Genomic DNA, 25494 nt, shown 5'->3' with positions numbered 1-25494 from the left:
GTCATCGTGCAGACGCACCGTATCGGCGACCTGGCCGTCGCAGCGATGCCTTTCGAGGTGTTTGCTGAGATCGGCCTGGAGCTGAAGCAGCGCAGTCCGATCCGTCCTCTGATGAACATTTCCATCGCCAACGGCTCGCATGGCTACCTGCCGACACCCGCTCAGCACAAGCTCGGCGGCTACGAGACATGGATCGGCGTCAACAAGGTACAGATCGACGCCTCGGTGAAGATGGTGGACGCCCTGATCGAGATGCTCGGAGAACTACACAAAGAGAAGCCATAGTCCGCTCCTTGGTCCTGGCGAGTGGATGAGATGCGGGATGCTGGGAAGTGCTGGGACGTTTTTTTCTTGGTGCTATCATTTTTGGGATCTGGTACCCTCCGCGTAATCGCCATGAAGACACGCACTGTCCTTCCCGCCGTTCTGCTGTTTTTTTCCGTGGCAGCCGGACTGGCTGCGAGTCCGGAACCCACGAAGATCGAGGCCTCCCTCCTCGCGGCGGCACGCGCGGGGGATGCCGCGGAGGTCTCCCGGCTCATCACGAAGTCATTGGAAAAGCGCTCGTTCGATGACACCAGTGCCAAGGGACTACTCGACGGACTGGTGCGCGACGGCGAACTGCCGGCCTTCACGGTCCTGCTGGGTGAACTGCGCAAGACACTCCTGTGCAAGGACTGGCAGCCGGACGACGCGCTGCTCACGGAGGCGGTCCGAGGCGGACGCAAGGAGATGATCGATGCCATGCTCGCAAGCTGGCTCGATCCCGCCCGCCTGGAAGGCCGGCGCGATGCCGGTGACGCGGAGATGGCGGAGTGGGTCATGCGGCGGGCCACCGAGACGCGGCGGCAACGGGCCGATCAGGACGAACTCGTTGCGGCCGCAGGCAAGGGTGATGTGGCGACCATCCGGCGGCTGCTCGATGCCGGTGTGAACGTGAACTGCGTGGCCACGAGCCGGCACACGCCACTGACCCAAGCTGCGGTCAAGAGCCAGATCGAAGCGGTGCGGCTGCTGCTTGATCGTGGGGCTGCCGTGGATCAGCCGAAGCATCCCGGCTGGGACTACACACCGCTCTGCCTCACCAAGTCCGTAGCCATCGCAGAACTGCTGAAGGCGCGCGGGGCGAACGTGCATGCCAGGCTCTTCGGGCGCAATGTGAGCATTCTCACCTATATCGCCCGCTACGGTGGGGCGGACATGGTCGAGTGGATGCTGAAGCAAGGGCTCGATCCGAAGATGAGCGGCGACAACAAACGGAACCTCCTCTTTGACGCGGGAGGCGCGCGCACGGTCGAACTGCTGCTCGCCGCCGGCGTGGATCCCAACTGTGTGGACGAGTTTGGCCAGACACCGCTCTTTGACGCGGGAGACGCGCGCACGGTCGAACTGCTGCTCGCCGCCGGCGTGGATCCCAACCATGTGGACACGTTTGGCCGGACACCCCTCTCTGGCGCGCGGAACGCGGAGATCGCCCGCAAGCTGATCGCTGCAGGCGCGAAGGTGGAGGGTGGCGACGCTCTCTTCAGCGACATGGTCTACGGGAATGCTTCCGCTGGTGCGATGGAGGCGGTGATCGAGGCGCGCGGCAAGATGGATCCCGCCGCGGCCCAGAGAGCCCTGGTCGCAGCGGCACACAGAGATCAGGCCGAGGTGGCGGAAGTGTTGCTGAAGCATGGCGCGAAGGCGAATGAGAAAGGGCAATGGGGCCCGTCGGCCGACTTCCAGATACTGCCGCTGGAGGAGTGTGCGATCTTCGGCTCTCTCAAAACGGCGAAGATCCTGCTCAAGCACGGGGCTGACCCCAACGCAGGCGAGAGGCCGGGCGGTCTGCTCCAGATCGCCATCATGAACCGTCACGCAGACGTGGCGAAGATTCTGCGGGAGGCAGGCGCGAAGGGCGTCTCCGACCTCGCGTTCCACCTCGCGATGAAAGACGGTGCGAAGGTGCGGGAGCTTTTGCAGGCAGCGCCCTCCTTTGCCGAGAAGCCGGAGTTCTGGAAGGCCGCGTTGCCGTCAGCGGCCCGCCTGGGTGAGCTGGATGCCGTACGCGTGGCGCTCAGGAAAGGCGTGCCGCTCGCGCCGAGCCCCGAGGAGAATGCCTTCGATGCGGCCGCCTCCGAGGGGCACCACGAGGCGCTCGCCGAACTCCTCGCTCATCGTGGCAAACGGGATGACATAAGCGACCTGAAGCAACCGCTGTGGAATGCGGTGTGGAATTCGCATCCCTACGACAACCAGCGACCCGCGCCGGACTTCGAGAAATGCGTGAAGCTGTTGCTGGAGGCAGGAGCATTCGCCGCCTCGGACAATCCGCCAGGACCACCGCAGCTGGTTTTAGTGACCACCGCCGTCTTCACGCGGAATCCGGGCGGCAACGCGAACGTCATCGAGATGCTCGTGGCTGCAGGCGCCGATCCGAATCCCCCTGCGGGCGGAGGCAACCTCAGTGACCTGATGCAGGACGCCTGCACGCAGCGAGGATGCTCCACCCCCTTTGAACGGACGATCGCTGCGGTGGAGAAGGCGGCGAAGGTGGTAATCAAGCGGTGATCCCTTCAGGTCAGACCGATTGAGAGGGGCGGCCGAAAGGTGCTGAAGGTGCAGGGGTGGCGTGGAACAACGTACGGGCTCGGGGTCAGACCTGACGGTTTTTAAGAAGGCCTGTGACTCGCATGACCCCAAAACAAGATCAATCCGCTGCGCATGCCGCGAGGTAACCTGGCTTCATTTGCGACAAAGTCCGCTCTGCTCGGAGCGCCCCCCGCTGAAATCCCTACGGTCAGGGTTTCTTCGGCCCTGCCGCCAACCCTGGCACCACGGTCTTCTCAATCCAATCCTTCACCAGCACCTTCTCGGAGTCCGGGAAGGCGTGGCCCACGCCATCCATTTCGTGGTCAGTGACCTGCAAGCGAGCGTCCTTCACGGTCTTGCAGACATAGCTGGCCATGTAGTTTTTGCCGCCTTTGTTGGCGAGGTCGTTGCCCCAGGCGAGGTAGGCGAATTTGTCGCGGAGCTTTTTCTTCGCATCGACCTTGTTGCCGCCGCCTTCGATGATGATGAAGGCATTAAAGAGATCGATAAAATAGCCCTCACCGCGCGAAATGTTGGTGCCGATAGTGTGGGCTCCGTTGCTGAACCCCGCCACGAGGCGGATTTTTGGGTCGAGGTTGGGCAGCAGCTTCACCAGATCGGCGAGCATGGCCTTGTGATAGTCGATGATGACATCGAAGTCCTTGGGGTTGTCGAGGGCATCGGCGGGTGTCGGGGCCGTGGAAGGGTAGGGGAGGGCGGCGATGGCGTAGTGCCCCTTGTCCACGAGCGAGAATCCGCCGTTGGGGGTGTTGCCGCCCTTGCCGCCTGCAATCCACACCAGCAGTGGCACCGGCTTCGTGGGGTCGTAGTCCTCGGGAATGCGTACGTTGCAGGTGGCGGTGTTGCCGTTGTGGTCCTTTGGCAGGCTGGGGAACTCAAGGGCGACCACGGCCCCGGGCTTCACGCGGGGGTCGGCAGGACCCGAGGGTGCGGCTGCGGGCGTGGCTGGAGCGCCGGGTTTCGCGGGAGTTCTGGGCGTGAGCGATGCGGTCGCGGGAGTCTGCCAGGTCTTGATGTATTCTTGGTCCTCCGGAGAGAAGGCGGTGGCGGGCACGGTGAACTGCTGGCCATCCGCACGCTTGATGCGCACTTGGTCGCCCTGTTTCGCCACGATTTCCGCCTCCATGGTGCGGCCATTCTTGTCGGTGAAGGTCCGTGCGCCAGCCACGGCGGTCAGGGTGAGGGAAATAGCTGCCCAGCAAACCAGAGTTTTCTTCATGGGTTTGCGTTTTATCGAAAAGTTCGGTGGTCGGCAAGAGAAACTCTGTTCAGAATTGCAGCCCTTGGGAGGGTGGTCTGAGCGCGGGGACGGGCAAGCGGAAATCCGGCTTGTGAAATTTTTCACAAATTCAATTTGCCGCCCCGCCCCGCCTCCGGTAGTGAGATCGGTCTCTACGTCCCGCGGGTTCGCGGTTGGCTCATGGGTAGCTTTCTAGACAGCATCAATCTCGCCTATCTCATCGCTTCGGCGGTGAAGATCGTGTTCTTCAGCTTCCTGGTCATTTTGCCCATGGTGGCCTACTCGGTGTATGCCGAGCGCCGCGTGAGTGCCATCATCCAGGATCGCGTCGGCCCGAACCGCACTGGCATTCCGCTCACCCTTTTCGGAGGGAAGAAAGATATCCCCCTGGCTGGTCTCATTCAGCCCCTGGCAGACGGCCTCAAGTTCCTGTTGAAGGAGGACTTCACGCCCTCCCATGTGAAGAAATTCTACTACTGGCTGGCTCCCACGCTGGTCATGGTGCCGGCCTTGCTCACGGCGGTGGTCATTCCCTTCGGAAGCGAGCTGGATCTGAGCTGGCTCACGAAGTTCGGCGTGGAAGGTGCTTGGGTGCATCAGCCGGTGGCGCTGGTCATTGCGGACCTCAACATCGGACCGCTCTTCACCTTCGCCATCGCCTCGCTCGGCGTGTACGGCATCGTGCTGGCGGGCTGGTCGTCGAACTCAAAGTACCCCTTCCTCGGCGGTGTGCGCAGCTCCTCCCAGATGATTTCCTACGAAATCGCCTTGGGCCTCTCCATCGTCCCGGTGCTGATGATTCTTGGTGATCTGAACCTCTCCGAAATCGCCCGCTATCAGGACAAGAACGGCTGGCTGCTCCTGCCTTTCTGGGGTGAAGGTCTCAGCTTCGGCCGCTTCGTCCTGCTCATTCCGATCGCCATTTCCTTCGTCATCTTCGTGATTTCGATGTTTGCCGAGACGAACCGTGCGCCCTTCGACCTTCCCGAGTGCGAAACGGAACTCGTGGCCGGGTACCACACCGAGTACAGCTCGATGAAGTTCGCCCTGTTCTTCATGGGAGAGTACGCCGCGATGATCATCGGTTCCGGTCTGGCGGTCACCCTCTTCCTCGGCGGCTGGAGCATCCCCTTTGGTGGACTGATTGAGCAGTGGACCGGCATTCAGCTCACCTACCATGAGGGTGCGACTCCCTGGTGGCTGGGTCTGCTGCACATCGGCAGCTTCCTCATCAAGGTGGTGGGCTTCATCATCTTCTTCATCTGGGTGCGGTGGACACTGCCGCGCTTCCGCTATGACCAGCTCATGAAGCTGGGCTGGCTGGTATTCTTTGAACTCGCACTGGCGAATGTGTTCCTGACCGCCGTGCTCATGCTGTGGTTCCGCATCTGATCGACCCGCGATTATGGCCACGATTGTCTGTAAACGTCCCAAACTGAAATGGCATGAGCGCTGGTTTATCTCCACGTTCCTGAAGGGCCTGCGCATCACCCTCGGCCACGCCATTGCCATCGTGCGTGGTCGCAAGAAGGTGACCATGCAGTATCCCGAGGAGAAGTGGGATGCGAACCTGCCCGATCACTACCGTGGTGCGCCCACCCTGGTGACGGACGAGCACGGCCGCGAGCGCTGCGTGAGCTGCCAGCTCTGCGAATTCATCTGCCCGCCCCGCGCCATCACCATCACGCCTGAGGAAATCCCCAGCGAAGACAAGTGGGCCAAGGTGGAGAAGCGCCCCCAGGAGTTCAAGATCGACATGATCCGCTGCATCTACTGCGGCATGTGCGAGGAGGTCTGCCCTGAGCAGGCCATCTTCCTTCGCAAGGACTACGCCATCACCGGCCTGAGCCGTGCAGAGATGGTGCACGACAAGAAGAAGCTTTATGAGATTGGCGGCGTGCGTGAGGGCCTGGTGAACAAGTGGAACGATCTGAAGTAAGCCGTCATGCCGTCCTTCTTGTTTTATTTCTTTGCTGCGATGACGCTGGTCTTCGGCCTGATGGTCGTGGTGCTGCGCAATCCGGTGGCCAGCGCGCTCTCCCTGGTGATGAGCTTCGTGGGTCTGGCTGCGCTCTTCGTGAGTCTGGACGCCTACTTCATCGGCATCATCCAGATCCTTGTGTACGCCGGCGCGGTGATGGTGCTGTTCCTTTTCATCATCATGCTTCTGGATATCAAGGCAGAGGCGCTGAAGAAGGTGAATGCACTCCCGGTGGTGGGCGGCGCACTGCTTGCCATCATTTTCGTGGCCCAGCTTGGGAGCATCCTGGCGAATTTCGACAAGGGTAAGACGAAACTGTCCGATGTGCCGGTGCAGTTTGAGCGCGCCACGGCGGCGCAGAAGCTGCCAGGCATCAAGAAGGATCTCGAGCGTGAGTCCCTCCCTGACGCCAAGCTGGTGGGCCAGGCCCTCTTCCAGCGTTACCCCTTTCAGATTCAGCTCGTGGGTGTGCTCCTTCTGGTCGGCACCGTGGGCGTGGTCATCCTCAGCAAGCGTGAAGTGAATTAGTCCCAGTCCTGCGATGGTTACCCTCAGTCATTACCTCATGGTCAGCGGCCTGCTCTTTGCGATCGGGCTGGTGGGCGTGGTCGTGCGGCGGAACATCCTCACCATCTACATGTGCCTGGAGATGATGTTGAGCGCCGCGAATCTCACGCTGGTGGCCTTTTCCCGTTTCCGTCTCGTGGAGGGACTTCCCGATTACAATGCCCAGGCGCTGGTGTTCTTCACCATCACCGTGGCTGCCGCCGAGGTGGCCGTGGGTCTCGCCATCATTGTGGCGCTCTTCCGCGCGAAGCAGAGCGTCGATGTGGGCGCCGTGGAGAAGATGAAGGGCTGACAACTCCGACGATCTGATGAATTTCTCTCCCGAAACCCTTACAGGCATGGTGCTGCTGCTGCCGCTGGCATCAGCGGTGGTCATCACCCTGTTGCACGGGGTGCTGAAGAATACCGCTCACCTCATCTCCACGGGCGTGGCTGTCATCATGTTCCTGTGCGCGCTCGTCTTTCTCGGCGCGAAGGATCAGGATCGCCTCCTGATGTACCCCTTCCTGCAGGTGGGTGATTTCAAGGCGAACATCAGTTTCATCGTCGACCAGCAGAGCAAGGGCATGCTCTTCATCGTGACCTTCATTGGCATGCTGGTGCACATCTATTCCACTAGCTACATGAAGGATGATGCTGCGAAGGCGCGCTATTTCGCGGCGCTCTCGCTCTTCATGTTCTCGATGAATGGCATCGTGCTGGCGGACAATCTGGTGATGATGTTCCTTTTCTGGGAATTGGTGGGGGTGAGTTCCTACCTGCTCATCGGTCACTGGTTTACCAAGCCTGAAGCGAGTGATGCCGCAAAGAAGGCCTTCATCACGAACCGTGTGGGCGACTTCGGCTTCATGGCAGGCATTCTCATCCTGTTCGGAGCCACGGGGAACCTGACGGAAGGCGTGCTGAGTTTCTCGGAGATGAAGGATGCCATGGCATCGTCCGGCAGTCTTTTGAAGGATTTTGTAAAGCACCAGCCTGAGCTGTTCACCATCGCCTGCCTCGGTCTTTTCCTCGGCGCAGTGGGCAAGAGCGCACAGGCGCCTCTGCACGTGTGGCTTCCGGACGCGATGGAAGGTCCCACCCCTGTGTCGGCCCTCATTCACGCTGCCACCATGGTGGCAGCCGGGGTGTACATGCTGGTGCGTGTGTATTTCCTCCTCTATGCCAGCCCGGTGGCCCTGGAAGTCATCTCTTATATCGGCGGCATCACTGCCTTGATGGCCGCCCTGATGGCGACCCAGCAGAACGACATCAAGAAGGTGCTGGCGTACTCCACGCTTTCGCAGCTGGGCTACATGGTGATGGCCGTCGGCCTCATGGCTCCCAATGAGGGCATGTTCCACCTGTACACGCACGCCTTCTTCAAGGCGCTGTTGTTCCTTGGCGCAGGTGCGGTCATTCACTCCTGCCACCATGAGCAGGACATCTGGAAGATGGGCGGGCTGGCCAAGAAAATGCCCGTGACCTTCTACACCTTTGTCATCGGCACGGCTGCGCTCATGGGGGTGCCGTACATCACCAGTGGTTTCTGGAGCAAGGAAGGCATTCTCATTGCCGCGTATCCGCACGAGGGCCATGGGAATCTGCTGCTCTTCATCATGGGGGTTGCCACTGCGTTCTTGACCGCTTTCTACATGACGAGACTGGTGGTCGTGGTCTTCTTGGGCAAGAGCCGGACCAAACACGCCGACCATGCGCATGAGTCGCCGCTCGTGATGATTCTTCCCCTGGCGATTCTGGCCATCCCCTCGCTGATTTCCACCTGGATCGCCGGTACGCTGAGTGCGATGGTTCCTGAAGAACATCACAACAACGTGGTGCTGATCCTCTCCGTGGCGGTGTTGATTGCGGGCTACCTGGTTGCGGTGAAAATCTACAAGGGCAAGGACAAGGATCCCCTCAACATCCCGATTTTCGCCAACAAGTTCTACTGGGATGAGTTTTACGCCGGTCTGGTGAAGTATGGCCAGGATCGCCTGGCGTGGATCATCAATGGCATTGAGAGCATCGTGGTGGACGGGCTCACGGTCCGCCTGCCAGCCGCACTGGCAAAGTCGTCCGGCAACGTGCTGCGCCGCATCCAGAGCGGTGGCCTGCAGGCCTACACCTTTGTTCTCGGTCTTGGCATCGTCATCGCGGTGTATCTGGCGGTGTACGCCTCATCCAAGAATTAAGCATCCCACTTCTGACCCGTGAGTCCTCTCGAAATCATCATCCTGCTTCCGCTGCTGGCCGCCATTGCCATCTGGCTGGGTGCGCCTGGTCGCGCGACGGCACTGGGTGCTTCGGTGGTGAATCTGTTGCTGGTGGCGGGATTGTTCGTCCAGTACCGCGGTGACAAGTCCGTTGAGGGCTTCATGGCGTACAAGAATTCGCATGAGGTGCTTTCCTCGCCGAAGATTGCGTTTGCCGTCGGTGCAGATGGTGTGAGCCTCACGCTTGCCCTGCTCACGGTGCTGGTGACACTTGCGGCGGTATGGGCCACCACGAGCAAGGAGCGCCTGCATTACGGAGCCTCGCTGCTCATCTCCTGCGGCGCACTGGGTGCCTTCCTCTGCACGGACGTTTTCTTCCTGTATGCGTTCCACGAGCTGGCGCTGATTCCGACCTTCCTGATGATCGCCCTGTATGGTCATGGCGAGAAGCGCCAGGCTGCGTGGCGCATCACGATCTATCTCGGTGTGGGCAGTCTCGTGCTGCTGGCTGGTCTTTTGGGTGTGGTGTGGTACTGCCGTCCTCCTGGCGGAGAGTTGACCTTTGATCTGCTGACCCTCATGCAGCACCCGCTGAAGGCAGATGCGCCCTATGCTCAATATGCGCCCGCCAATTTCTTTGTACTGCTGGTGGGTTTCGGCACGCTGGTGAGCCTGTTTCCCTTCCATAGCTGGGCGGCTCCTGCCTACGCTGCGGCTCCCACTCCGGTCGCCATGCTGCACTCGGGTGTGCTGAAGAAGTTCGGCCTGTACGGTCTCATCCGCATTGCGCTGCCGCTGCTCCCGGACGCGGCGAAGACTCCGTGGGTGCAGGATGCACTGCTCTACATGCTGCTGGGGAACATCCTCGTCATCGGCTTTGTCACGCTCTACCAGACACGCCTGGACACCATGCTCGCGAACTCGAGCGTGATGCACATGGGCTACATCTTCCTCGGCATCGCTGCTGGCAATGCCATCGGCACGAATGGCGCTGTGCTCCTCATGTTCGGCCATGGCATCTCCGTGGCGCTGCTTTTCATGATCTGCGGCCGACTCCGCAACCAGCTCGGGACGCTTGAATTCTCCAAGCTCGGTGGCCTGGCGAAGAACGCTCCGTTCCTCAGCCTGGTATTCGGCATTGCTGCCTTCGCCTCCATTGGCCTGCCTGGTCTGGCAAATTTCTCGGGCGAGGTGATGATCTTCTTCTCCACGTTTGTGAACTTCCGTCCTTCCGAGGGCTTCACGTTTCTGCAGGTGGCCACCATTCTTTCCCTCTGGGGCGTGGTGATCAGTGCCGTGTACATGCTGCGGGCCTATCGGAAACTCTTCTTCGGTCAGGCGGCTTCGGGACTCTATGTCAGTGATCCGGGCTACGGCTTGCGTGTGCCAATGATTCTGCTGGTCGCGGCTCTGCTCATTGTTGGCGTCTATCCGGCGTCGCTCCTGCAGGTGATCGATGCCTCGCTTGGGACTCTCTTTGCTGCGAAATAACTCTGATGTCTCCGCTCTCTCTGGAACTTGCTCTTGGTGTGCTCGGCCTTGTGCTGCTGCTGGTGGAGTCGTTCACCCGTGTGCCGCGCAAGACGCTTGCCTATGGAGCCATTGGAGGTCTCACCCTGGCGCTGCTCATCCTCGTGTTTGGTGGGGCGAGCGGCCAGGCCCCGGGCATGGAGGAGTTCTACGCGGTCGATGCACTGGCGCTCTTCTATAAGGGTCTCGCCTTGGTGGCAACCATTGCCACGATTGTGCTCTCGCTGGAATACGCCCCGGTGGTGAACCAGTACGTGGCCACCTACCCCGAGAAGCACAAGGAAGCGGGCCTTGGCGAATTCTTCAGCCTGCCCGTCTTTGTTTGTGTGGGCATGATGGTCATGGCTTCGGCCAAGGACCTGATCACCATCTTCGTCGCGCTGGAGCTTGTGACCGTAAGCTTCTACGTGCTGGTGGCCTACATGCGACGCAGCGCGGCTTCGCTGGAGGCCGGGGTGAAATACCTCATCCTGGGCGCTCTCAGCACGGGTCTTCTCATTTACGGCCTTGCCTGGTTGTATGGCATGACCGGCGCTTTGACGCTCGAAGACATCGCCAAATCTCTCAAGCATTGGGAGGGCAGCACTGCTCCGTTGCTGTTCGCCGCCGCTCTGGTGATTGCTGGGCTCGGATTCAAGGTGGGTGCCGTGCCCTTCCACATCTGGGTGCCGGATGTCTATCAAGGTGCGCCCACTCCGGTGACGGCATTTCTCTCGGTGGGCTCCAAGGCGGCGGGATTCATAGTGCTCACCCGTGTGGTGGAGACTTTCCTCGCTGAAGGTTCTGCCATAGCCCAGCCGATCTCGCACGTGTTGCTCGTGTTGGGTGGTGCGACCATCCTGCTCGGCAACCTGGCGGCGATCGCGCAGACGAACTTCAAGCGCCTGCTTGCCTACTCCAGCATCGCGCATGCCGGTTACCTTCTGATTGTGCTGGGTTGTTCACCTGCGGGTGGCACGGGACTTACTCCCGGACAGATCGCCGCCTTCTACCTGGCGACCTACCTTCCCATGACCTTCATCTGCTTCCTCCTTCTGAGCGTGGCGCGGGCCCAGGGTCTCGGGGAAGAAATCGCCAGCCTGCGTGGTCTGGCGCTAAGCAATCCAAAGCTGGGAATGGCGGTGACCCTTGCGCTGGCTTCCCTGGCGGGCCTGCCACTCACCGCCGGATTCATGGGCAAGTTCCTCGTCATTTTCGCCACGGTGCTGGATGGGCTCTATCCCTATCTCGCCATTGCGGTCATTGGCGCCGCGGTGGGCTTCTATTACTATTTCCGAGTCATCCTTTCGCTATATTCCAAAACGGAGGGCGAGGCCGCTCCGGTGAAGCTCAAGCTTGGACTGCCTTCTGTGGTGCTCCTGGTACTCTTCACCGCCAGCATTGTGGTGATGGGTGTCTATCCGGACTCCGTCCGCAAGGCCCTTGGGGACAAGGGCGCTGCCAAGGCCCACGTGGCCACCGCGGTGGAGAAGCACTAGTCAGTGGGCAGCAGGGAAGGAGAGATTACCCTTCTCTTGTGCAAATTTGCCGGGATGCGCTAGACTCCGCGCTCCCATGTTCCAACGTTTCCTGCAGCCCGACTTCAAGACCTTCTCCTCCCGTGCAACACAAGGCAACCTTGTGCCGGTGTGGGTGGAGCTGGCTGCGGACTACGAGACACCGCTCTCTGCCTTCCGGCAGATCCATGATGGCAGGCACGGGTTCCTGCTGGAATCCGCAGAGCTGACCCAGCATTCCGGCCGCTACTCGTTGCTGGGCAGCGAGCCGCGGCTCATCTTCACGGCGCGCGGTCGCGAAATTGAAATCGAGGAGCAGGGCAAAAAGCGCCACTACACCGCTCCCGGGGATCCGATGAAGGAGTTGGAGAACATCATGGCCGCCTTCAAGCCGGTCTCACCGGCTCCGCTTCCCGTGTTTCATGGTGGCGCCGTGGGGTACTTGTCCTACGACATGGTGCGGTTCTTTGAGCCCACCCTGCCTGCTGCACCTCCTGATTCGCTGGGTGTACCGGACATGGTGTTCATGATTGCGGACACGGTGGTCATCTTTGACCACAAGCACCGCAAGCTCACCATTGTGGCGAATGTCTTTGTGCCGGATCATGCATCGCTTGAGGTGGCATACGAGTGGGCTGGAAAACGCATCCAGCAGATCATCGCCAAGCTTGAGGCGCCCATTCAGGTGAAGGCGTTGCAGGCGTTTGCGCCTGAGGCGGCGAATGGAGCTCTTGAGATCCATGGCAATACGACCCAGGCGGAATACGAGGCCATGGTGACCGCCGGAAAGGAATACATCAAGGCGGGGGACATCTTCCAGTTTGTGCCATCGCAGCGGTTCGAAACGGACTACACGGGCACTCCGATTGATCTGTACCGCGCGCTGCGGCACGTGAATCCTTCCCCGTACATGTTCTGCCTGGACTTCCCGGATGATTTTGCCCTGGTGGGCAGTTCGCCGGAAGTGCATGTAAAGTGTCTCGATGGAAAAATCGAAATTCGCCCCATCGCAGGCACACGGTGGAGAGGGAAGACGCCGGCGGAAGATGATGCGCTGGCAAAGGAACTCCTGGAGGATCCCAAGGAACGTGCTGAACACATCATGCTCGTGGATCTCGCGCGCAATGATGTGGGCCGTGTCTCCAATCACGGCAGCGTGCGTGTGAACGAATTGATGATCATCGAGCGCTACTCGCACGTCATGCACATTGTCTCCAACGTCGAGGGCACCCTGGCTCCTGATAGGAACTCCTATGATGTGATGCGTGCCACTTTCCCTGCCGGCACGGTGAGCGGTTCACCCAAGGTGCGCGCCATGGAGATTATCAATGAGCTGGAGAAAAACAAGCGCTGCGCTTATGCGGGCGCCGTGGGTTACTTCGGGTTCGATGGTTCGCTCGACAGTTGCATCGCATTGCGCACGTGCGTGCTGAAAGGTGGGCACGCGTATGTGCAGGCAGGCGCGGGTGTGGTGGCGGATTCGGATCCGACTTATGAATTCAATGAGACCGTGAACAAGGCGCGCGGATTGTTGCGTGCTTTGCAGCGCGCCAAGGAACTCGGAAGCTGAGAAAAACGCATTTGCTTTGGCTTGCTGAATAATTTCATAAATTATCGCCAATCGACTTTCTGGAAAATTTCTGAAAAAGTAGTGCCTGACGGATTGCCACGCGCGATCGGCTTGTGGTAAATTTTCTTCACATCTGCGCGCGCCCCCAAATCTGCTCATGATTCGCAAGACAACTCTTTGCCGCCATCTTGCAGTCCTGTCTCTGATGGCTGGAGGCAGCCTATTTGCGCAAACGCTTTCCCCTGTGGCTGTGGGTATTTCCCGTGAAACAGCGTCCATGGGAATGCTTTCGACCTCCCGCCAGCAGCCTGCGACTCCGGCGCCCTCGGTCACCTCGTCGACGCTTCCCCGCGTCTTTGCTCCCACACTTCCTCGCGCCACCTACACGCGCTACCCGTGGAAGACGGATGTCATGACCACGGTATTCTGGGTGGGCGAGCTTCCCACGCAAAACAATCCCACGCCCAATACCAAGAGTTCTTGGGACACGGCTTGGACGGCGAATTTTGGTGGCTATGACGATCCGGATCCCAACAAGCGCGCTCCCGACTACCGCCCGGCCGCTTTCGTGCCCAAGCAAAATCCGTTCTACGTGGCGCTGCCCTACAACGACTGCCTTGACTACAGGACCACGAAGCCCGACGCGGCTCGCATGATCCCATGGTTCAAACAGACCTTTGAGCGCCATGGCAAGTCCGTGTGCCGTGATCGCTGGATTGCCATCCGCTACCAGGATCGCATCTGCTATGCACAGTGGAGTGACTGTGGTCCCTTCCTGACTGATGACGCGGACTACGTCTTCGGTGATGCGAAGCCGGCCAATTACAAGAATGGTGGAGCTGGACTCGATGTGTCCCCCGCGGTTCGTGACTATCTTGGCTTCAGCACCAATCACAAGGTGGACTGGCGCTTTGTGGATGTGCATGAAGTGCCGGACGGTCCCTGGAAAATGTACGGCACGAACAATCACTTTGTGCAGCAGGCCGGCAAGGACAAGGACCTCGTGGCCGCCCGCCTTGAAGAACTGCGCCGCCAGCGTGATGAATGGTTCCGCCAGAACGGATCCAAGCCCATGCAGCTTCGCTAACCGAAAGTGTCCGCCGGCACGAGTATCGTGCAGATTGGTTCTTGAACCTTGCCTGCGACGCTTCGCGGGCTTTGGTAGTGTATGCAGGATTCCGGGGAAACGACCATGCCATTCCGCGAATGGATGCGGCAGGCGTTGTTTGACCCTGATACAGGGTATTATACCACGCATGTGCGCACGGTCGGCAGGCGGGGTGATTTCTCCACCTCGGCAACAGCAGGCACTCTCCTGGCAGAGGCTGTGGCGGGATGGTTGAAAGCCCAGCTGCGAGCGCAGCCGGGCGTGCATGCGGTGATTGAGGTCGGAGGTGGAAGTGGAGTCCTGTCCCATGTCGTGCGCCGATCCCTGGGCTGGTGGACGCGCCTGCGGTTGCGCTGGCACATGGTGGAAACGTCCCCGGTCCTGCGGGAACAGCAGCGGGTGAAACTGGGCCCGCGCGCGGCCACGTGGCATGACTCCATGAGCGCTGCCATGGAGGCCGCGGAGGGGAGGGCCTTTGTGTTTCACAACGAGCTCGTGGACGCATTTCCCGCGACCCTGCTGCAGTGGGACGAGCCATCGGTCGCGTGGCGCGAAATCTGGATGCGGCGAGGAGAGGGGGACTGGCAGGAGGAATTGGGAGCTCCCGTGGCCGGCGAACTGGCGGATGGGACTGCCAGCGCTGAACTCCAGGCATCGGCCTTGTCACGAGCAGGGTGGCCCCGGGGTGGCCCACGCCAGGGGCAACGGATTGAGGTGCACTGGTCCTACCAGGAGTGGCTCGAGAGCTGGAGATTGTTGTGGGACCGCGGAGCCATGTTAACCATCGACTATGGCGATGTCTTCCCCGCGGTGTACCACCGCCAGCCCGGGGGCACTCTTCGTGCGTACTTTGCCCAGCAGCGGCTCAGTGGCGCGGAAGTGTGCCAGCGCATGGGGAAGCAGGACATCACGGCTGATGTGAATTTCACCGACCTGCAGCTTTGGGGGGAGAAGCTGGGTTGGTCCACGGAAGCGCTTGAGACGCAGACAGACTTCATCCGCCGGTATGTCGGTAACGCCTCCGAGCGGGGGCGTAGCAGTGCTGCAGATGGGTATGTGCTGGATCCTGAAGGTGCAGGGGGCGCATTCAAAACACTGGTGCAGCATCCTTCGCCCGCAGGTGTGCCTGCATCATGACTTAATATTTGCACCTGAGTGGCGGCGATGTTAGGCACTCCGCCCCGCATGAAAGCCCATCAGCTCATCGCTTCCCTCAGTCCTGCGCTGCAGCAGGAGATCCTCGGCTACATTCAGACAGATACCAAGGATGCATTTCGCACGGCCCTCTATCAGGTGGGTGCGAGCCGGAAGCTGCGGCCCCAGTACTTTGACAGCAAGTCGAAGAGCGAGCGCATCGACTGGCTCCTCGCGCACATGAAGCAGAAGGCCTATGACGGCGTGACTGAGCAATTGCTCCAGCTCTGGTTGCTGAAGGCGAAGGTCCCGATGCTCACCGCCTTTTTGGATGCCGCTGAGGTCAAGCACGATGGCAAGGGGCAGGTGGACGATCTCCCGGAGACCCTTGAGGCCAAGAAAGTCGATGCTGGCATCGATGCCATGCTGAAGGAGAATTCCGGAGAACAGGTCTGTTTGTATCTGCACATGTTCCAGCAGCAACGCCCGGACGGATGGCCTTCCATCGCTGAGGCTCTCGAAAAGCGCCCGGAGCTCAAGCTTGGCTAAGTCGTTTCCAAACAGGACGCTAACAATTGGCAGTGAACGAATGGTGCGAGGTGAAGGAACCTCGCACTTTTTTGTGGGCGGTTGGGCGCGCGTCTCGCTTGTAGTATGGCTGTCAAGCTTGGAGCGGGTTCCCGAAGTGCAAGAATGGGCTCGGGATGAGCCAGATCTGCAATCGCTGCAAAATGCACGAGCACCCACAGTTCAGATGAACTGCGTTTAGCGCGTGAATTACTGGCGAAGACTAAGTGAAATATTTAAATTAACAGTAATTATGGAATATACAAATAATGAGTGCTAAAAGTACTCTGTGTACTCCATTCTCTCTCACGCCACATCGCGGATTGGGTTAGGGCAAACCACCTTGCTGGTGGCTGCAAGCTTCGTTTTCGGAGCAACATCCATCCTTTCGCAATCTCCTGCGGGTCAAGCTAGAACGCAAGCACCCCCGGCTCGTGAAGCTCCTACAGAGGCCGCTGTCCAGCGGGAGATGCAGAAAGGGAAACGCTTGGCGGATTATAAGAACTCCTTCGAGGCGGCTCCTACGGTCAAGGTCGACCTGACCCCCTCGCTCTATAAAAACTCCATCATTCTCTTTGATGGAGAGAATCACACGGTGGTACCGCTCGGCGCGGTGTTGAGTCTGCCGGCGAATCTCCGGGGACACATTCTTGAAAAGCCGGAGGGTGCTTTTCTGTTCTGGCCCTCCTTCCTTGAGAAGAACAAGAAATGGGTTGGAAGCTGGGAAGTGTCCATGGCGGTGGCCAGAGGAGAGGCGGAGATGCCAAAAGCGACCGTGGAGCAACTTGCCAACGACTCGCGTGTCCTGGTCGCCGTGTTCAAGGGGGGGCCAATTACCATATTGGAAGCTGTACCTGACAAGACCAACAAATCCGCTGGCGCCAAGGAATAATCATCACCTCAGAAACCATGAACTCCCTCAGGCTTAACATTTTGCTGCTGTTGGTCGCGTCAAGCGTCGAACTGGCAGCCCAGTCATCGCCCCAAGCATGGGTGCGTGAAACGGATGTCACCACTGGCCAAATGTACGACATCACCCTGCCGTCAAATCTCGGGGGGCCATTCGTGCCGACACTGGCCATTTCGCAAGCGGGCAACACCTTTCAGCTCTATGCGCGGGGTACGGCTTGGGATACGAAAGTGTACCTGCTGGATACAAAGCTTATTCGCGCCTATTCGCCAGCAGCCGCCTTTGCGATCGATACCGAGGACCCCTACGTACGTGGCGATGTGGCCAGTGGGCGCTATGTGAAACGCACCCGGGCGGACCGTCCGTACTCCATGAGGATTGAGGTGTCAGGGCTTGTTCCCGGAAGCTCGAATCAGGCGGAGAAGTTCGTGTACTTCACCACTCACGGCACCAACTACGACAAGACCACTTATTCCGGTCTCAACAAAACGGAGTATGTCATTCATCAGGGTGAGAATGTGGGGAATGGCACGATCAATATGTCATCTCTCTTCCATGAACTCACTGAAACCCAGGCCACCAAGGCCTGCGGCGAGATGAAGTTCACCATGGTGCGGTATGCTGCGGACGGCATTCCGGACACCATCATTGCCCAACCGAAAATCGAAGTCTGGCCCGTTGCCAGCGCTTCCGTGGAGGGTATCACTTCGAATCAGGTCTTCATCGATAAAATTCCGCTGGTCATCTTCCATTACAATGATGCCTATCCGGACTCCCGCACCTACGCCCAAATCTACCCTGGCCCTGCGGCTCTCGGTACTGTGGGAACGATAGTGGCCACGACTGAGCACAAGATGGGCAGCCACTACAACCCCTCCAGCGGGGCCGAGCCCATTACCGTGCCGATGACCCTCGCCTTGGGTGTGTCGAATCTTTCCACCTACACCCCGAAAGACGGCATCTACACCATCGAAATCATCACGGAGACGCCCTTCTTTGGACGCGCTCCGGAACGCCTGGCGGTGGTTTCGTTTGAAGTGGACGCCGTGATTTCCTCCCGCGGAAAACTGAGCACGGCTGAATAGGCCAGCACCACTCCCTGATGTTGCATCTATGAACCTGCGCGCACTCCTTCACAAGCGCCGCCGCCTGAGCCGGCACGGTTCGGTGTTGGTCGAGGCCTCCATTGCCTTGGGGGCTGCCACCGTGTTGTCACTGCTCATGATGAAAGCCTCGATGCTCGCCATTGGCGGCAACGACTGGACCACGATGCAGACCCTGACAGACTCGATCATGACCCGCGAGACTGCGCTGGCAAATCGCGTTCCCTTTGCACAGATCTCGGCGACGAACTCTCCGTGGCCTGAGGTAGTGCCGGCTCCCGTGACGATACAACTCGGAAGGACGATGGGTGGTCAGGCGGTGAATGGGAGCTTGATTCGCTTCCGGGAGAACCAGGCTGATACGTCACAACCCGAGGTCAATCTCACCATGTGGAGATTGCACTCGGTGATCAAGTACCAGGTCGGTGATCGCCAGTACGTCAAATCCAGTTCTACTCTGCGCTCCCAATGAAAGTTATGCGTTCGACCCATTGGAAGAAGTCCTCACGCCGTGGGGGTTTCACCTTGCTGGAGACATCACTGGGGATCAGCGTGACGCTGGCGCTGAGCATGGTGATGTTCGCCATGCTTCAACAGCACGTCATTTTCACCGGGTGGCTCCAAAAGCAATCCTTCCTTACGACGGAAGCACCCCAAATTGGCAACCTGGTGGGGCGCATCTTTGGGGCCGCTGATCACTACTTCGTCTATGCCAACAGAGACTCGGCGATCGGAGGAGCGGCGCCCATCTTGTCTGGAGGCCAGGCGGTGCGACTTTTCTACGACTCGGCGAGTGGCAATACTACCGAAATCTGGATCACCGTGGACACGGTGGCTGCAACCGGGAAACGGGCGCTGCGTTGCTACAGTTCGCCCAATGGCGTGACGCAGTCGTGGACCATTTGCGATGGGTTGACCGCAGCCAGCTTCGATTGCAGTTCAGGCGTGCTGGGTGTGCAACTGACCGGCCCAAATCAAGAGGAGATCACTTACTACGGAGGAAGCCGATGAAGAGACCCACATCCCGTGCAAGACAAAGTCGCCGTGGCTTCGCCGCGCTGCCGATGGTGACGTTTTTTGGCCTGTTCCTGCTTATGAGCCTGGCGATGGTCTACAAGGGCACCATCATCAAGCGAGATCAGGCGGCGAAGAGTCAGCTTAAGATCGACTACCATCAGCGTGAAGAAGCGCTCATGAGGGCCTTGGTGGCCACCTTCCCTTCGAAAGTCGTCGCGTGCTTGAAAAACGACTATGCAGCGTCAAACACCTATGACTGGAACGCTATCTTCACCGATGCGATTGGGCGGGCCGCGGCTGCGACATCGCTCACGCAAGACGCCCAAAATGCCATTGGCATGAGCGGAGTCCGGACGGCGGATGTTGGTGAGGACAGTGTAGCTACTGTGCGAAGCTGGATCACCGATCTCAAAGGCAATGTCGGCCAGGTCACGCCGGGCACCACGGTATATGAGAGCGATTTCACAGGTGCCCTTGCAGGGAAGATGCCTCCCTTTTTGAGACCGCCGGCGGGATTGGAGACGGCAGATGTCACCCGCCCCATCGTGAGTGGTGAAAAGATCTACATCAATCAAGCTGGCCTGGGTGCCAATGTGGTGAACTATCCCAAGTACAACCAGATACCCTATCCGAATATCAGATTTGGATATGCAGAACCGGGGCAGCCCTTCGTTGCCAAGCGAAACTGGTGGGCTTTCCAGGTGAAGTATGGCGCAGGCCCGGGACTCACCAAAACCTACGTGCTTTCCTTGTATGAAATTCCCTCCCAGCTTCCGATTGAAGCAGCGACTTTTGCCGAAATTGGGAAGCATAATGACGGCAGTGCATGGGGTGCGAATGTCTCAATCACGGGTGGCGTCTATGCGGACAGCCTGAAAATGAATGGAGCTCATGGCGCGGACCGGTTGGCAGGCCGCCAGTCCATTGAAATCGATGGACCGCTCACTCTGAACAACACGACCATTACCCAAGACTTCGATGCCTTGGGTGTGCGTGAGCAGATGCAGGCGGCGGCGAAGTCGAGTATTCTGCCCATTGCACTCTCAGCCAATTCGGGACGCGTGGTCTTCTATCCGATTCCCAGCGGTACAGCCTTCCTGAACAAGCCGGCAGGAACGACGACGAAATGGGATCAATACAAGGGGGGCGCCATTGATTGCAAGGTGGAAGTCGAAGCCATCAAAATGGTGGGCCTCGTAGACCAGACCCCGAGGGCCATCCGTGTGAAATTTCTGACGTCAGCGGGCACAAAACAGACCGTGGTTCTGGAAAGAGACGTCAACTGGCCGGACGCTGCGCAGCCTGGCGGCGATGACATTCCGTTTCAGACGGAACTTTCCCATACCGGTCGTTCCTGCCTCACCTTCCACCCCAGCCGGCTGAATGCATGGTTGGTCAGCAAGGGCGGGGACACGGTGGTGACCAACAACAGTGTCCGTTTCGCCGTCGACCCCACATTCGATCCCCTGACTACGCTGCCTGTGTCATCACCTCCCGGTGTCAATGATATGAGTATCATCATCCGCAGGGGAAGAGATCTCCGCACTTTCACCAGAGGACTCTCCATCGTGGGCCCCTTCCGTGTTTATATTGGAGACGATCTCAATGACATGCAGATACCCGTTCCCTCGGATCCAAGCACATCTTCCATGACGGAATTCTATCCGCCCATGTCGATCTTCGCGGCGGAGCTGCGGGTTGGCACCACCGCCTTCAACCGGCCCTTCGATCATAAGGGTCAGATGGGTTCCCTCCAGTCAGGTGGCACGGCCGCCTGGCGACCACTGGATTTGAAGTCCGGGGGGGACGATATCGTGCATACAGGGCAAATCCAGGCGGAACTGACCCCGTTGCAAAGCCCTGCGGAACTTCCGCCCATTTCCCAGTTGAACTGGTTGGTGACGATCGAAGAGATTGCGAACTGAGGATTCGGGTCATCAGGATGTTCCAATCCATTGTGCCTACTGCTATATTCCCTGAATGAGCGCCGCCCCTTCCTCTCCTGTACATAACTTTCTGGGCATGATCGCTGCCACGTATCCGGATCGTGAGATCTCGGACGTGCAGATCCGTACGAACAGTCTGATCTATGTGCATACGAATAGAGGCATCGAGATTGCGGAATCGTTCGGCATCATGCCGGCGGAAACGGTCTCGCAGATCGCAGAGGCCCTGTTCCTGAATCAGAATGTTGAACTCTGGTCAGATTCGGACGGCCACGGTTCGGTGGAGAAGATGTGGGAAAAGATCCGCACGAAGCGCGTCATCGACTTCAGTTGCGACAATGGTGCGTTGGGCGCGCCAGTCCGTATGCGTGTGCAGATGCACCTCAGCGAAACCGGCCTTGGGCTTACCACTCGCTGGCTGCGTGGGAAGATTTCACAGCTCGAGACACTTGGCATCGAGCCGATGATTTCCGACAGTTTGCGCGAGCTGGTGCAGCGCCGCTTCGGTTTGGGTCTGATCACCGGTCCCACTGGCTCCGGCAAATCCACCACCCTCGCTGCGTTGTTGGACTGGGTGCGGAGACATTTCCAGAAGCACATCGTCACGGTTGAAGACCCGATCGAATACCGCTACGACCGTGATATGGCGGACCCCAATAATCCTGGCCTCATGATTCCGGCGCCGGCGCTGGTGACACAGCAGGAAGTCGGCAAGCACACGCTCTCTTACCAAACCGGTCTCAAGGAAGTGCTGCGTAAGACGCCCAACATCATTCTGCTGGGGGAAATTCGAGACCGGGAGACGATGGAAACCTGCATCGAAGCGGCCCAGACAGGTCACTTTGTGCTTTCGACCCTGCACACTCGCGGTGCCGTGAAGACCATTGACCGTATTCTGGAGTTCTTCCCGAAGGACCAGCAACCCGGTGTGTTGAATCGACTTGGTGAAACGCTCACATTTGTCCTTTCCCAAGGTCTGCTGACAGGATTCCAGGGACGCGTTCTGGTCACCGAGTACCTGCAGAATACCAGTGACACCGTCGGTGCGGGTATTCGTGCTTATGACGGCAACGCCACATCACTGGCGGACGCGTTGCGCTACAAGGGCAACCTGCGTTGGGACAGCTCCATGATGCAGTTGTACCGCGAAGGAATGATCTCCGAGCAAGTGTTCAGCACCAACCTTATCGGTGGCTGACCTCGATGCCGCTCCTTTCAAGATACACCTGAAGGTGCCCGGTGAGTCGATCCAAGAACTTGGCGTAGTCATCAATTTCTGCACGACGGTGGATGGGAATGTTCATCCACCATCCCTCCTGCTCAGCAGCAGCCCGACGTTCGCGAAAGCTCCGTTGGCATAGCGTGATGTCCTCCCAGTTTGCCAGGATTTGGGCGTGCTCGGGTTTTCCTGGCTGCGCAGCGAGAACCGTTTCGTTGAAAGCATTGATTGCTGCCCCGAGCCCGGTGAGGGCATCTGACATCCCCGCCTGGCTGGAGTGAGCGTGTGCCAGCGCCTGTTCAGTCACAAGTTGCGAGCGCATGCGTGCCTGGGCGACGTCTTGTGATGTGGTGAGAATGTGGTGATGCAGGATTTCGTACAGAACAGGATCGCCGGGATCCAGATTATACGCGAGACGCAGGCGCCAGCCGGTCGCCGCGTTGAGGTAGTGGGCGTGGCCTGGCGAAAAGGGGGCTCGATCTTTCCTCTGGGTTCGCCGTTTTTCCAGGCTCCTGAGCCAGCTTGCGGCGCGGACGAGCGGTGGGTCATTCGCGCTGAGGTCAGACGCCGGCTCTGGAGCGGCGGAGGCATGGGCAGTATCGGGAGGGGGCTGCGCCGCGGGAGCGGGCTGCGCCGCGGGATCTGCAGGAGCCGTAGCTCCAAGGCGACGGCGGGAAAAAACGCCCGGTGTCGGTGGTGGTGGTGGCGGTGGGGTGTTTGCGGCCGGAGCCTGGGGGGGCGTTGGTGTGGCGGGCGGCGCCTGATAGGCCTCACCACTGTGCCAGTAAGCATAGAGCGAGAGACGCATGGTGCGTGCGGCCAAGCTTCCGAAGCCGCTGCCTGGAATGGCGAGCGTAGGAACCTCCTCCAGCGTTTTCGGCGTCGGAGGAGCCGCTACGCGAGAGGCACCCCAGAGCACAAGGGCGGCAAGACCGATCAGGAGCGTGTTCGGAAAGCGCATAGGCCGAGCAAGGTGAAAACCGCACCCTCGAGGGCCAGCACGCCAGCGGTTCTGAAAAAGTCGGCCGTGGGCAACGGCCCCATCTTGAACACCAGACGCGGCGTGAGATCTGCAAGATGATAGTGGGGCATCACCACCCAGAGGAGTGTGCCTATCAAGCTGTCATCTTGTGCGAGGAAAGGCCCCAGCCAGATGCCGCCAAACAATCCCAAAAACAACAACGCGACTGGGACCATGAAAGCAATGATTTCATGCGTGCGCGTGCCCAGGGTTACAGCGAGGACAACCAGGGGAATGGCCGCAAGAAGGTAGAGCGTGGAGTACTGAAGAACGAGCACGGACCAATCCCTCGCGTCGGCTTCGGATTTGGGCATGCAAAAGCCGAGGCAGACGATCATCGCCAGAATTGCCACGGCGGCCACCCAAACGAAGATGCTGGCATTGAGCTGCAGGCAGAGGTTGTAACGATGCTGGCCAGCGGCTTGGAGATGCTCGAGCATGCCTTGCTTTCGAATGCGGTGACCCAAGGCGGCTGCCTGGAAAGGGAGCCACGTGAAAAGCGCGAGCCAGGCGAATGACCAGGCTGCCTGGGCGCGCGCGGGCTGCAGGATTACCGGTTTTTCCTCCCATGGAGTCAGCAGGGGAGCGAGCCATGCAAAAAGGACTCCAAGTAACAGAAGTAGCCAGCAGCTTCCACGAACAAGAATTCCCGTAGTGCTGAGCCTGAAGAGCGGCCAGGTGCGGTTTGATGTCATTTTTGCAGGGAATGGTAGGTGTCCATCCAGGAGGAGCCGGACTTGGTAGAGGTATGGCGGAGAGCGCCGGAATGAATGGTGAAAAGACTGTCCGCGTGGTGGACGCTTTCAAGCTCATGCATGATGACGAGACGAACCACTTGAGTGCTCGACTTCGCCCACAGGTCAACCACCTGCTCCCGCGTTTCGGCGTCCAGTCCGGACAGGGGCTCATCCATGAGAAGGACGCTGCGCTTTACCTGCTGGAGCTGGGATTCAGCGAGGATGAGAATGGTCTTCTGACGGTTGCCTCTGGAGAGCTTGCTTATCGGGGTGGTGACGCTGAGTTTCAGCGTGTCGGCAAGCTTCATGGCGTGTTCTCGAGCCTCGGAGCCCAGCACGGAGCGGAAGAGAGCCTTGGGCTTGAGCTCAGGATCCATCCGCAATTCATCCGCGAAATAGTGCACGGTTCCGTTCACCGAAAGGCAGCCGGAGATCGGTTGGAGAAGGCCCGCGAGGGATCGGATGAGGGTCGTCTTGCCGGCGCCATTGGGCGCCACAAAGAGGTGGAGGCCTGGTCCTACCCGGACTTTTTCGCCAGCCTCCACCAGTACCTTGGACTTTTTCTTCCAGATGGGGCCGCTTTGATAGCCAAATCGCGTGCCGGGCTCAATGTCGATGCTGGGGGCGGGATCTGATGCCATGAAAATGGAATAAAACGGGACGGCCTAGCTGCCAATATCCCATAGACCATCTTTTTGAGTTTGGGAAGGATCGTAATTTGACGATCCGGCCTTAAACGCGGGTGGCATCACCTTGGTGTCCAACACCAAGCTTTCCCCTTTCAATCCGGACATGGTCGGGATGGCCGTCCAGCCGGTTGGCAGATAGGGCACCAGATCCGCAGGTGGTACGGTGGCGATGTTGGCCGTGGGACGATCCGCAAGGTAGCTGCGCTGAGCGGAGTAGACTGCCTGCAGAGCAAGGGAGGCAGTTTTCCCCTTGTTCCAATCCTGCACCATGGAGTAGCTGAACCCACCAATAGTGATGAGTGCCAGCATGAGACCAATCACCAGGCTGATTTCGATGAGGGTGAAACCATGCGCGCGCGTCCAGACACGTGGGAGACGGGAGGGTATCTTCATGGGTGGGAGGCAGGGGTGCCAAGTTTGATTGACTCCTTGGGAATGACCCGAATTTTGCCGGGAGGAAGCGCCGCTGGCACTGGCTCTGCGGAAACAGGGCGGGAGGTGGAGTCATTCACCAACACCGGTGCTTCAGAGGCCGAAGATTGCGGGATGGGGAAGGTTCCCTTGCGGCGAATGAGCACGATGCGAGCCCGGTCAGGGTCTTGATTGACGGATGCTGAAGCGCTGGGCACCTGTACCTGAGAATTGCCTGTGGGCCTTACAGCTGCCGGGCGGAAAAGGGGGACTTTGCTGCGAGCATTGGACTCTGCATCCTGGATGTCTTCGGACGTCGGGCCCGACTGGGTGCGAGGACCCATGCCGGGCAGGGCACGAGGCACCATCTTCACCTTTGGCTTGGCGGCAGGCGCCGCTGTTGTCTGTGCGCCGAGGAATGGGAGGGGCAGCGCCACGGCAAAGAAGAGGCTGCACAG

Annotated in this window: 24 protein-coding genes and 1 pseudogene; 19 read left to right on the top strand and 6 right to left on the bottom strand. The window is 59.3% G+C overall.

Features of this window, described 5'->3' with window-relative positions; all coding sequences use genetic code 11:
• Positions 1–285 (top strand): annotated as a pseudogene (locus tag DES53_RS33350) (hypothetical protein); the annotation flags it as partial.
• A gap of 111 nt (positions 286–396) precedes the next feature.
• Positions 397–2553: an ankyrin repeat domain-containing protein gene (locus DES53_RS29830; protein WP_113961997.1), complete on the top strand. Its 2157-nt coding sequence runs from the start codon at positions 397–399 to the stop codon at positions 2551–2553.
• 229 nt (positions 2554–2782) lie between these two features.
• Here the strand turns inward: DES53_RS29830 and DES53_RS29825 are convergent, their stop codons facing one another.
• The gene (locus tag DES53_RS29825; protein ID WP_113961996.1) at positions 2783–3814 is read right to left on the bottom strand and encodes an SHD1 domain-containing protein; all 1032 of its coding nucleotides are present in this window, start codon (positions 3812–3814) and stop codon (positions 2783–2785) included.
• Between the two features lie 201 nt (positions 3815–4015).
• On the opposite strand from DES53_RS29825, the gene DES53_RS29820 reads away from it, so the two are divergent.
• The 17 genes from DES53_RS29820 to DES53_RS29740 all read left to right on the top strand — a co-directional run bounded on the left by DES53_RS29820 (position 4016) and on the right by DES53_RS29740 (position 22157).
• Entirely contained in the window at positions 4016–5227 is a 1212-nt protein-coding gene (locus tag DES53_RS29820) for a complex I subunit 1/NuoH family protein (RefSeq protein ID WP_113961995.1), read from the top strand.
• A 13-nt stretch (positions 5228–5240) separates the two neighbouring features.
• Entirely contained in the window at positions 5241–5774 is a 534-nt protein-coding gene (locus tag DES53_RS29815) for a NuoI/complex I 23 kDa subunit family protein (protein WP_113961994.1), read from the top strand.
• Between the two features lie 6 nt (positions 5775–5780).
• The gene (locus DES53_RS29810) at positions 5781–6344 is read left to right on the top strand and encodes an NADH-quinone oxidoreductase subunit J family protein (protein WP_113961993.1); all 564 of its coding nucleotides are present in this window, start codon (positions 5781–5783) and stop codon (positions 6342–6344) included.
• A gap of 13 nt (positions 6345–6357) precedes the next feature.
• Complete coding sequence (gene nuoK, locus DES53_RS29805; protein WP_113961992.1) at positions 6358–6675, top strand: NADH-quinone oxidoreductase subunit NuoK; 318 nt, start codon at positions 6358–6360, stop codon at positions 6673–6675.
• A 16-nt stretch (positions 6676–6691) separates the two neighbouring features.
• Entirely contained in the window at positions 6692–8557 is a 1866-nt protein-coding gene (nuoL, locus tag DES53_RS29800) for an NADH-quinone oxidoreductase subunit L (protein WP_113961991.1), read from the top strand.
• Positions 8558–8575: 18 nt separating this feature from the next.
• On the top strand, positions 8576–10069 hold the full coding sequence (locus DES53_RS29795) for a complex I subunit 4 family protein (RefSeq protein ID WP_245958291.1): 1494 nt from the start codon (positions 8576–8578) through the stop codon (positions 10067–10069).
• Between the two features lie 5 nt (positions 10070–10074).
• Positions 10075–11586, top strand: a complete 1512-nt coding sequence (locus DES53_RS29790; RefSeq protein ID WP_113961990.1) for an NADH-quinone oxidoreductase subunit N — start codon at positions 10075–10077, stop codon at positions 11584–11586.
• A gap of 76 nt (positions 11587–11662) precedes the next feature.
• Positions 11663–13174 (top strand): anthranilate synthase component I, encoded by a 1512-nt coding sequence (gene trpE / locus DES53_RS29785; RefSeq protein WP_113961989.1) that lies wholly within the window; start codon positions 11663–11665, stop codon positions 13172–13174.
• A 283-nt stretch (positions 13175–13457) separates the two neighbouring features.
• Positions 13458–14261 carry a hypothetical protein gene (locus DES53_RS29780; protein ID WP_245958290.1) on the top strand — a complete coding sequence of 268 codons (804 nt, stop codon included), beginning with the start codon at positions 13458–13460 and terminating at the stop codon, positions 14259–14261.
• Positions 14262–14366: 105 nt separating this feature from the next.
• The gene (locus tag DES53_RS29775) at positions 14367–15419 is read left to right on the top strand and encodes an SAM-dependent methyltransferase (RefSeq protein ID WP_170157530.1); all 1053 of its coding nucleotides are present in this window, start codon (positions 14367–14369) and stop codon (positions 15417–15419) included.
• Between the two features lie 48 nt (positions 15420–15467).
• Positions 15468–15965, top strand: coding sequence for a hypothetical protein (locus DES53_RS29770; protein ID WP_147263715.1), 498 nt, complete (start codon positions 15468–15470; stop codon positions 15963–15965).
• A gap of 307 nt (positions 15966–16272) precedes the next feature.
• The gene (locus tag DES53_RS29765) at positions 16273–16875 is read left to right on the top strand and encodes a hypothetical protein (protein WP_147263714.1); all 603 of its coding nucleotides are present in this window, start codon (positions 16273–16275) and stop codon (positions 16873–16875) included.
• A 17-nt stretch (positions 16876–16892) separates the two neighbouring features.
• Entirely contained in the window at positions 16893–17978 is a 1086-nt protein-coding gene (locus DES53_RS29760) for a hypothetical protein (RefSeq protein WP_113961984.1), read from the top strand.
• Between the two features lie 28 nt (positions 17979–18006).
• On the top strand, positions 18007–18468 hold the full coding sequence (locus tag DES53_RS29755) for a hypothetical protein (RefSeq protein ID WP_113961983.1): 462 nt from the start codon (positions 18007–18009) through the stop codon (positions 18466–18468).
• Positions 18469–18473: 5 nt separating this feature from the next.
• Positions 18474–19007 carry a hypothetical protein gene (locus tag DES53_RS29750; protein ID WP_113961982.1) on the top strand — a complete coding sequence of 178 codons (534 nt, stop codon included), beginning with the start codon at positions 18474–18476 and terminating at the stop codon, positions 19005–19007.
• Positions 19004–20938: a hypothetical protein gene (locus DES53_RS29745; protein WP_147263713.1), complete on the top strand. Its 1935-nt coding sequence runs from the start codon at positions 19004–19006 to the stop codon at positions 20936–20938. The genes DES53_RS29750 and DES53_RS29745 overlap by 4 nt, the downstream gene beginning before the upstream one ends.
• A gap of 55 nt (positions 20939–20993) precedes the next feature.
• Positions 20994–22157: a type IV pilus twitching motility protein PilT gene (locus tag DES53_RS29740; protein ID WP_113961980.1), complete on the top strand. Its 1164-nt coding sequence runs from the start codon at positions 20994–20996 to the stop codon at positions 22155–22157.
• On the opposite strand, the gene DES53_RS29735 is transcribed toward DES53_RS29740, so the two are convergent.
• From DES53_RS29735 to DES53_RS29715, 5 genes are all read right to left on the bottom strand, one after another.
• The gene (locus DES53_RS29735; protein WP_113961979.1) at positions 22144–23139 is read right to left on the bottom strand and encodes a hypothetical protein; all 996 of its coding nucleotides are present in this window, start codon (positions 23137–23139) and stop codon (positions 22144–22146) included. The two genes, DES53_RS29740 and DES53_RS29735, sit on opposite strands and share 14 nt — an antisense overlap.
• On the bottom strand, positions 23115–23639 hold the full coding sequence (locus DES53_RS29730) for an ABC transporter permease (RefSeq protein WP_170157528.1): 525 nt from the start codon (positions 23637–23639) through the stop codon (positions 23115–23117). The genes DES53_RS29735 and DES53_RS29730 overlap by 25 nt, the downstream gene beginning before the upstream one ends.
• 251 nt (positions 23640–23890) lie before the next feature.
• Positions 23891–24577, bottom strand: coding sequence for an ATP-binding cassette domain-containing protein (locus DES53_RS29725; protein ID WP_113961977.1), 687 nt, complete (start codon positions 24575–24577; stop codon positions 23891–23893).
• Positions 24578–24601: 24 nt separating this feature from the next.
• The gene (locus DES53_RS29720) at positions 24602–25018 is read right to left on the bottom strand and encodes a type II secretion system protein (protein ID WP_113961976.1); all 417 of its coding nucleotides are present in this window, start codon (positions 25016–25018) and stop codon (positions 24602–24604) included.
• Positions 25015–25473: a hypothetical protein gene (locus DES53_RS29715; RefSeq protein WP_211325735.1), complete on the bottom strand. Its 459-nt coding sequence runs from the start codon at positions 25471–25473 to the stop codon at positions 25015–25017. The genes DES53_RS29720 and DES53_RS29715 overlap by 4 nt, the downstream gene beginning before the upstream one ends.
• Between the last annotated feature and the right edge of the window lie 21 nt (positions 25474–25494).

This window comes from Roseimicrobium gellanilyticum (genome assembly GCF_003315205.1).
In the GTDB taxonomy this organism is placed as follows: Bacteria; Verrucomicrobiota; Verrucomicrobiia; order Verrucomicrobiales; family Verrucomicrobiaceae; genus Roseimicrobium; species Roseimicrobium gellanilyticum.
This window is presented reverse-complemented; position numbering and strand designations above follow the sequence as displayed.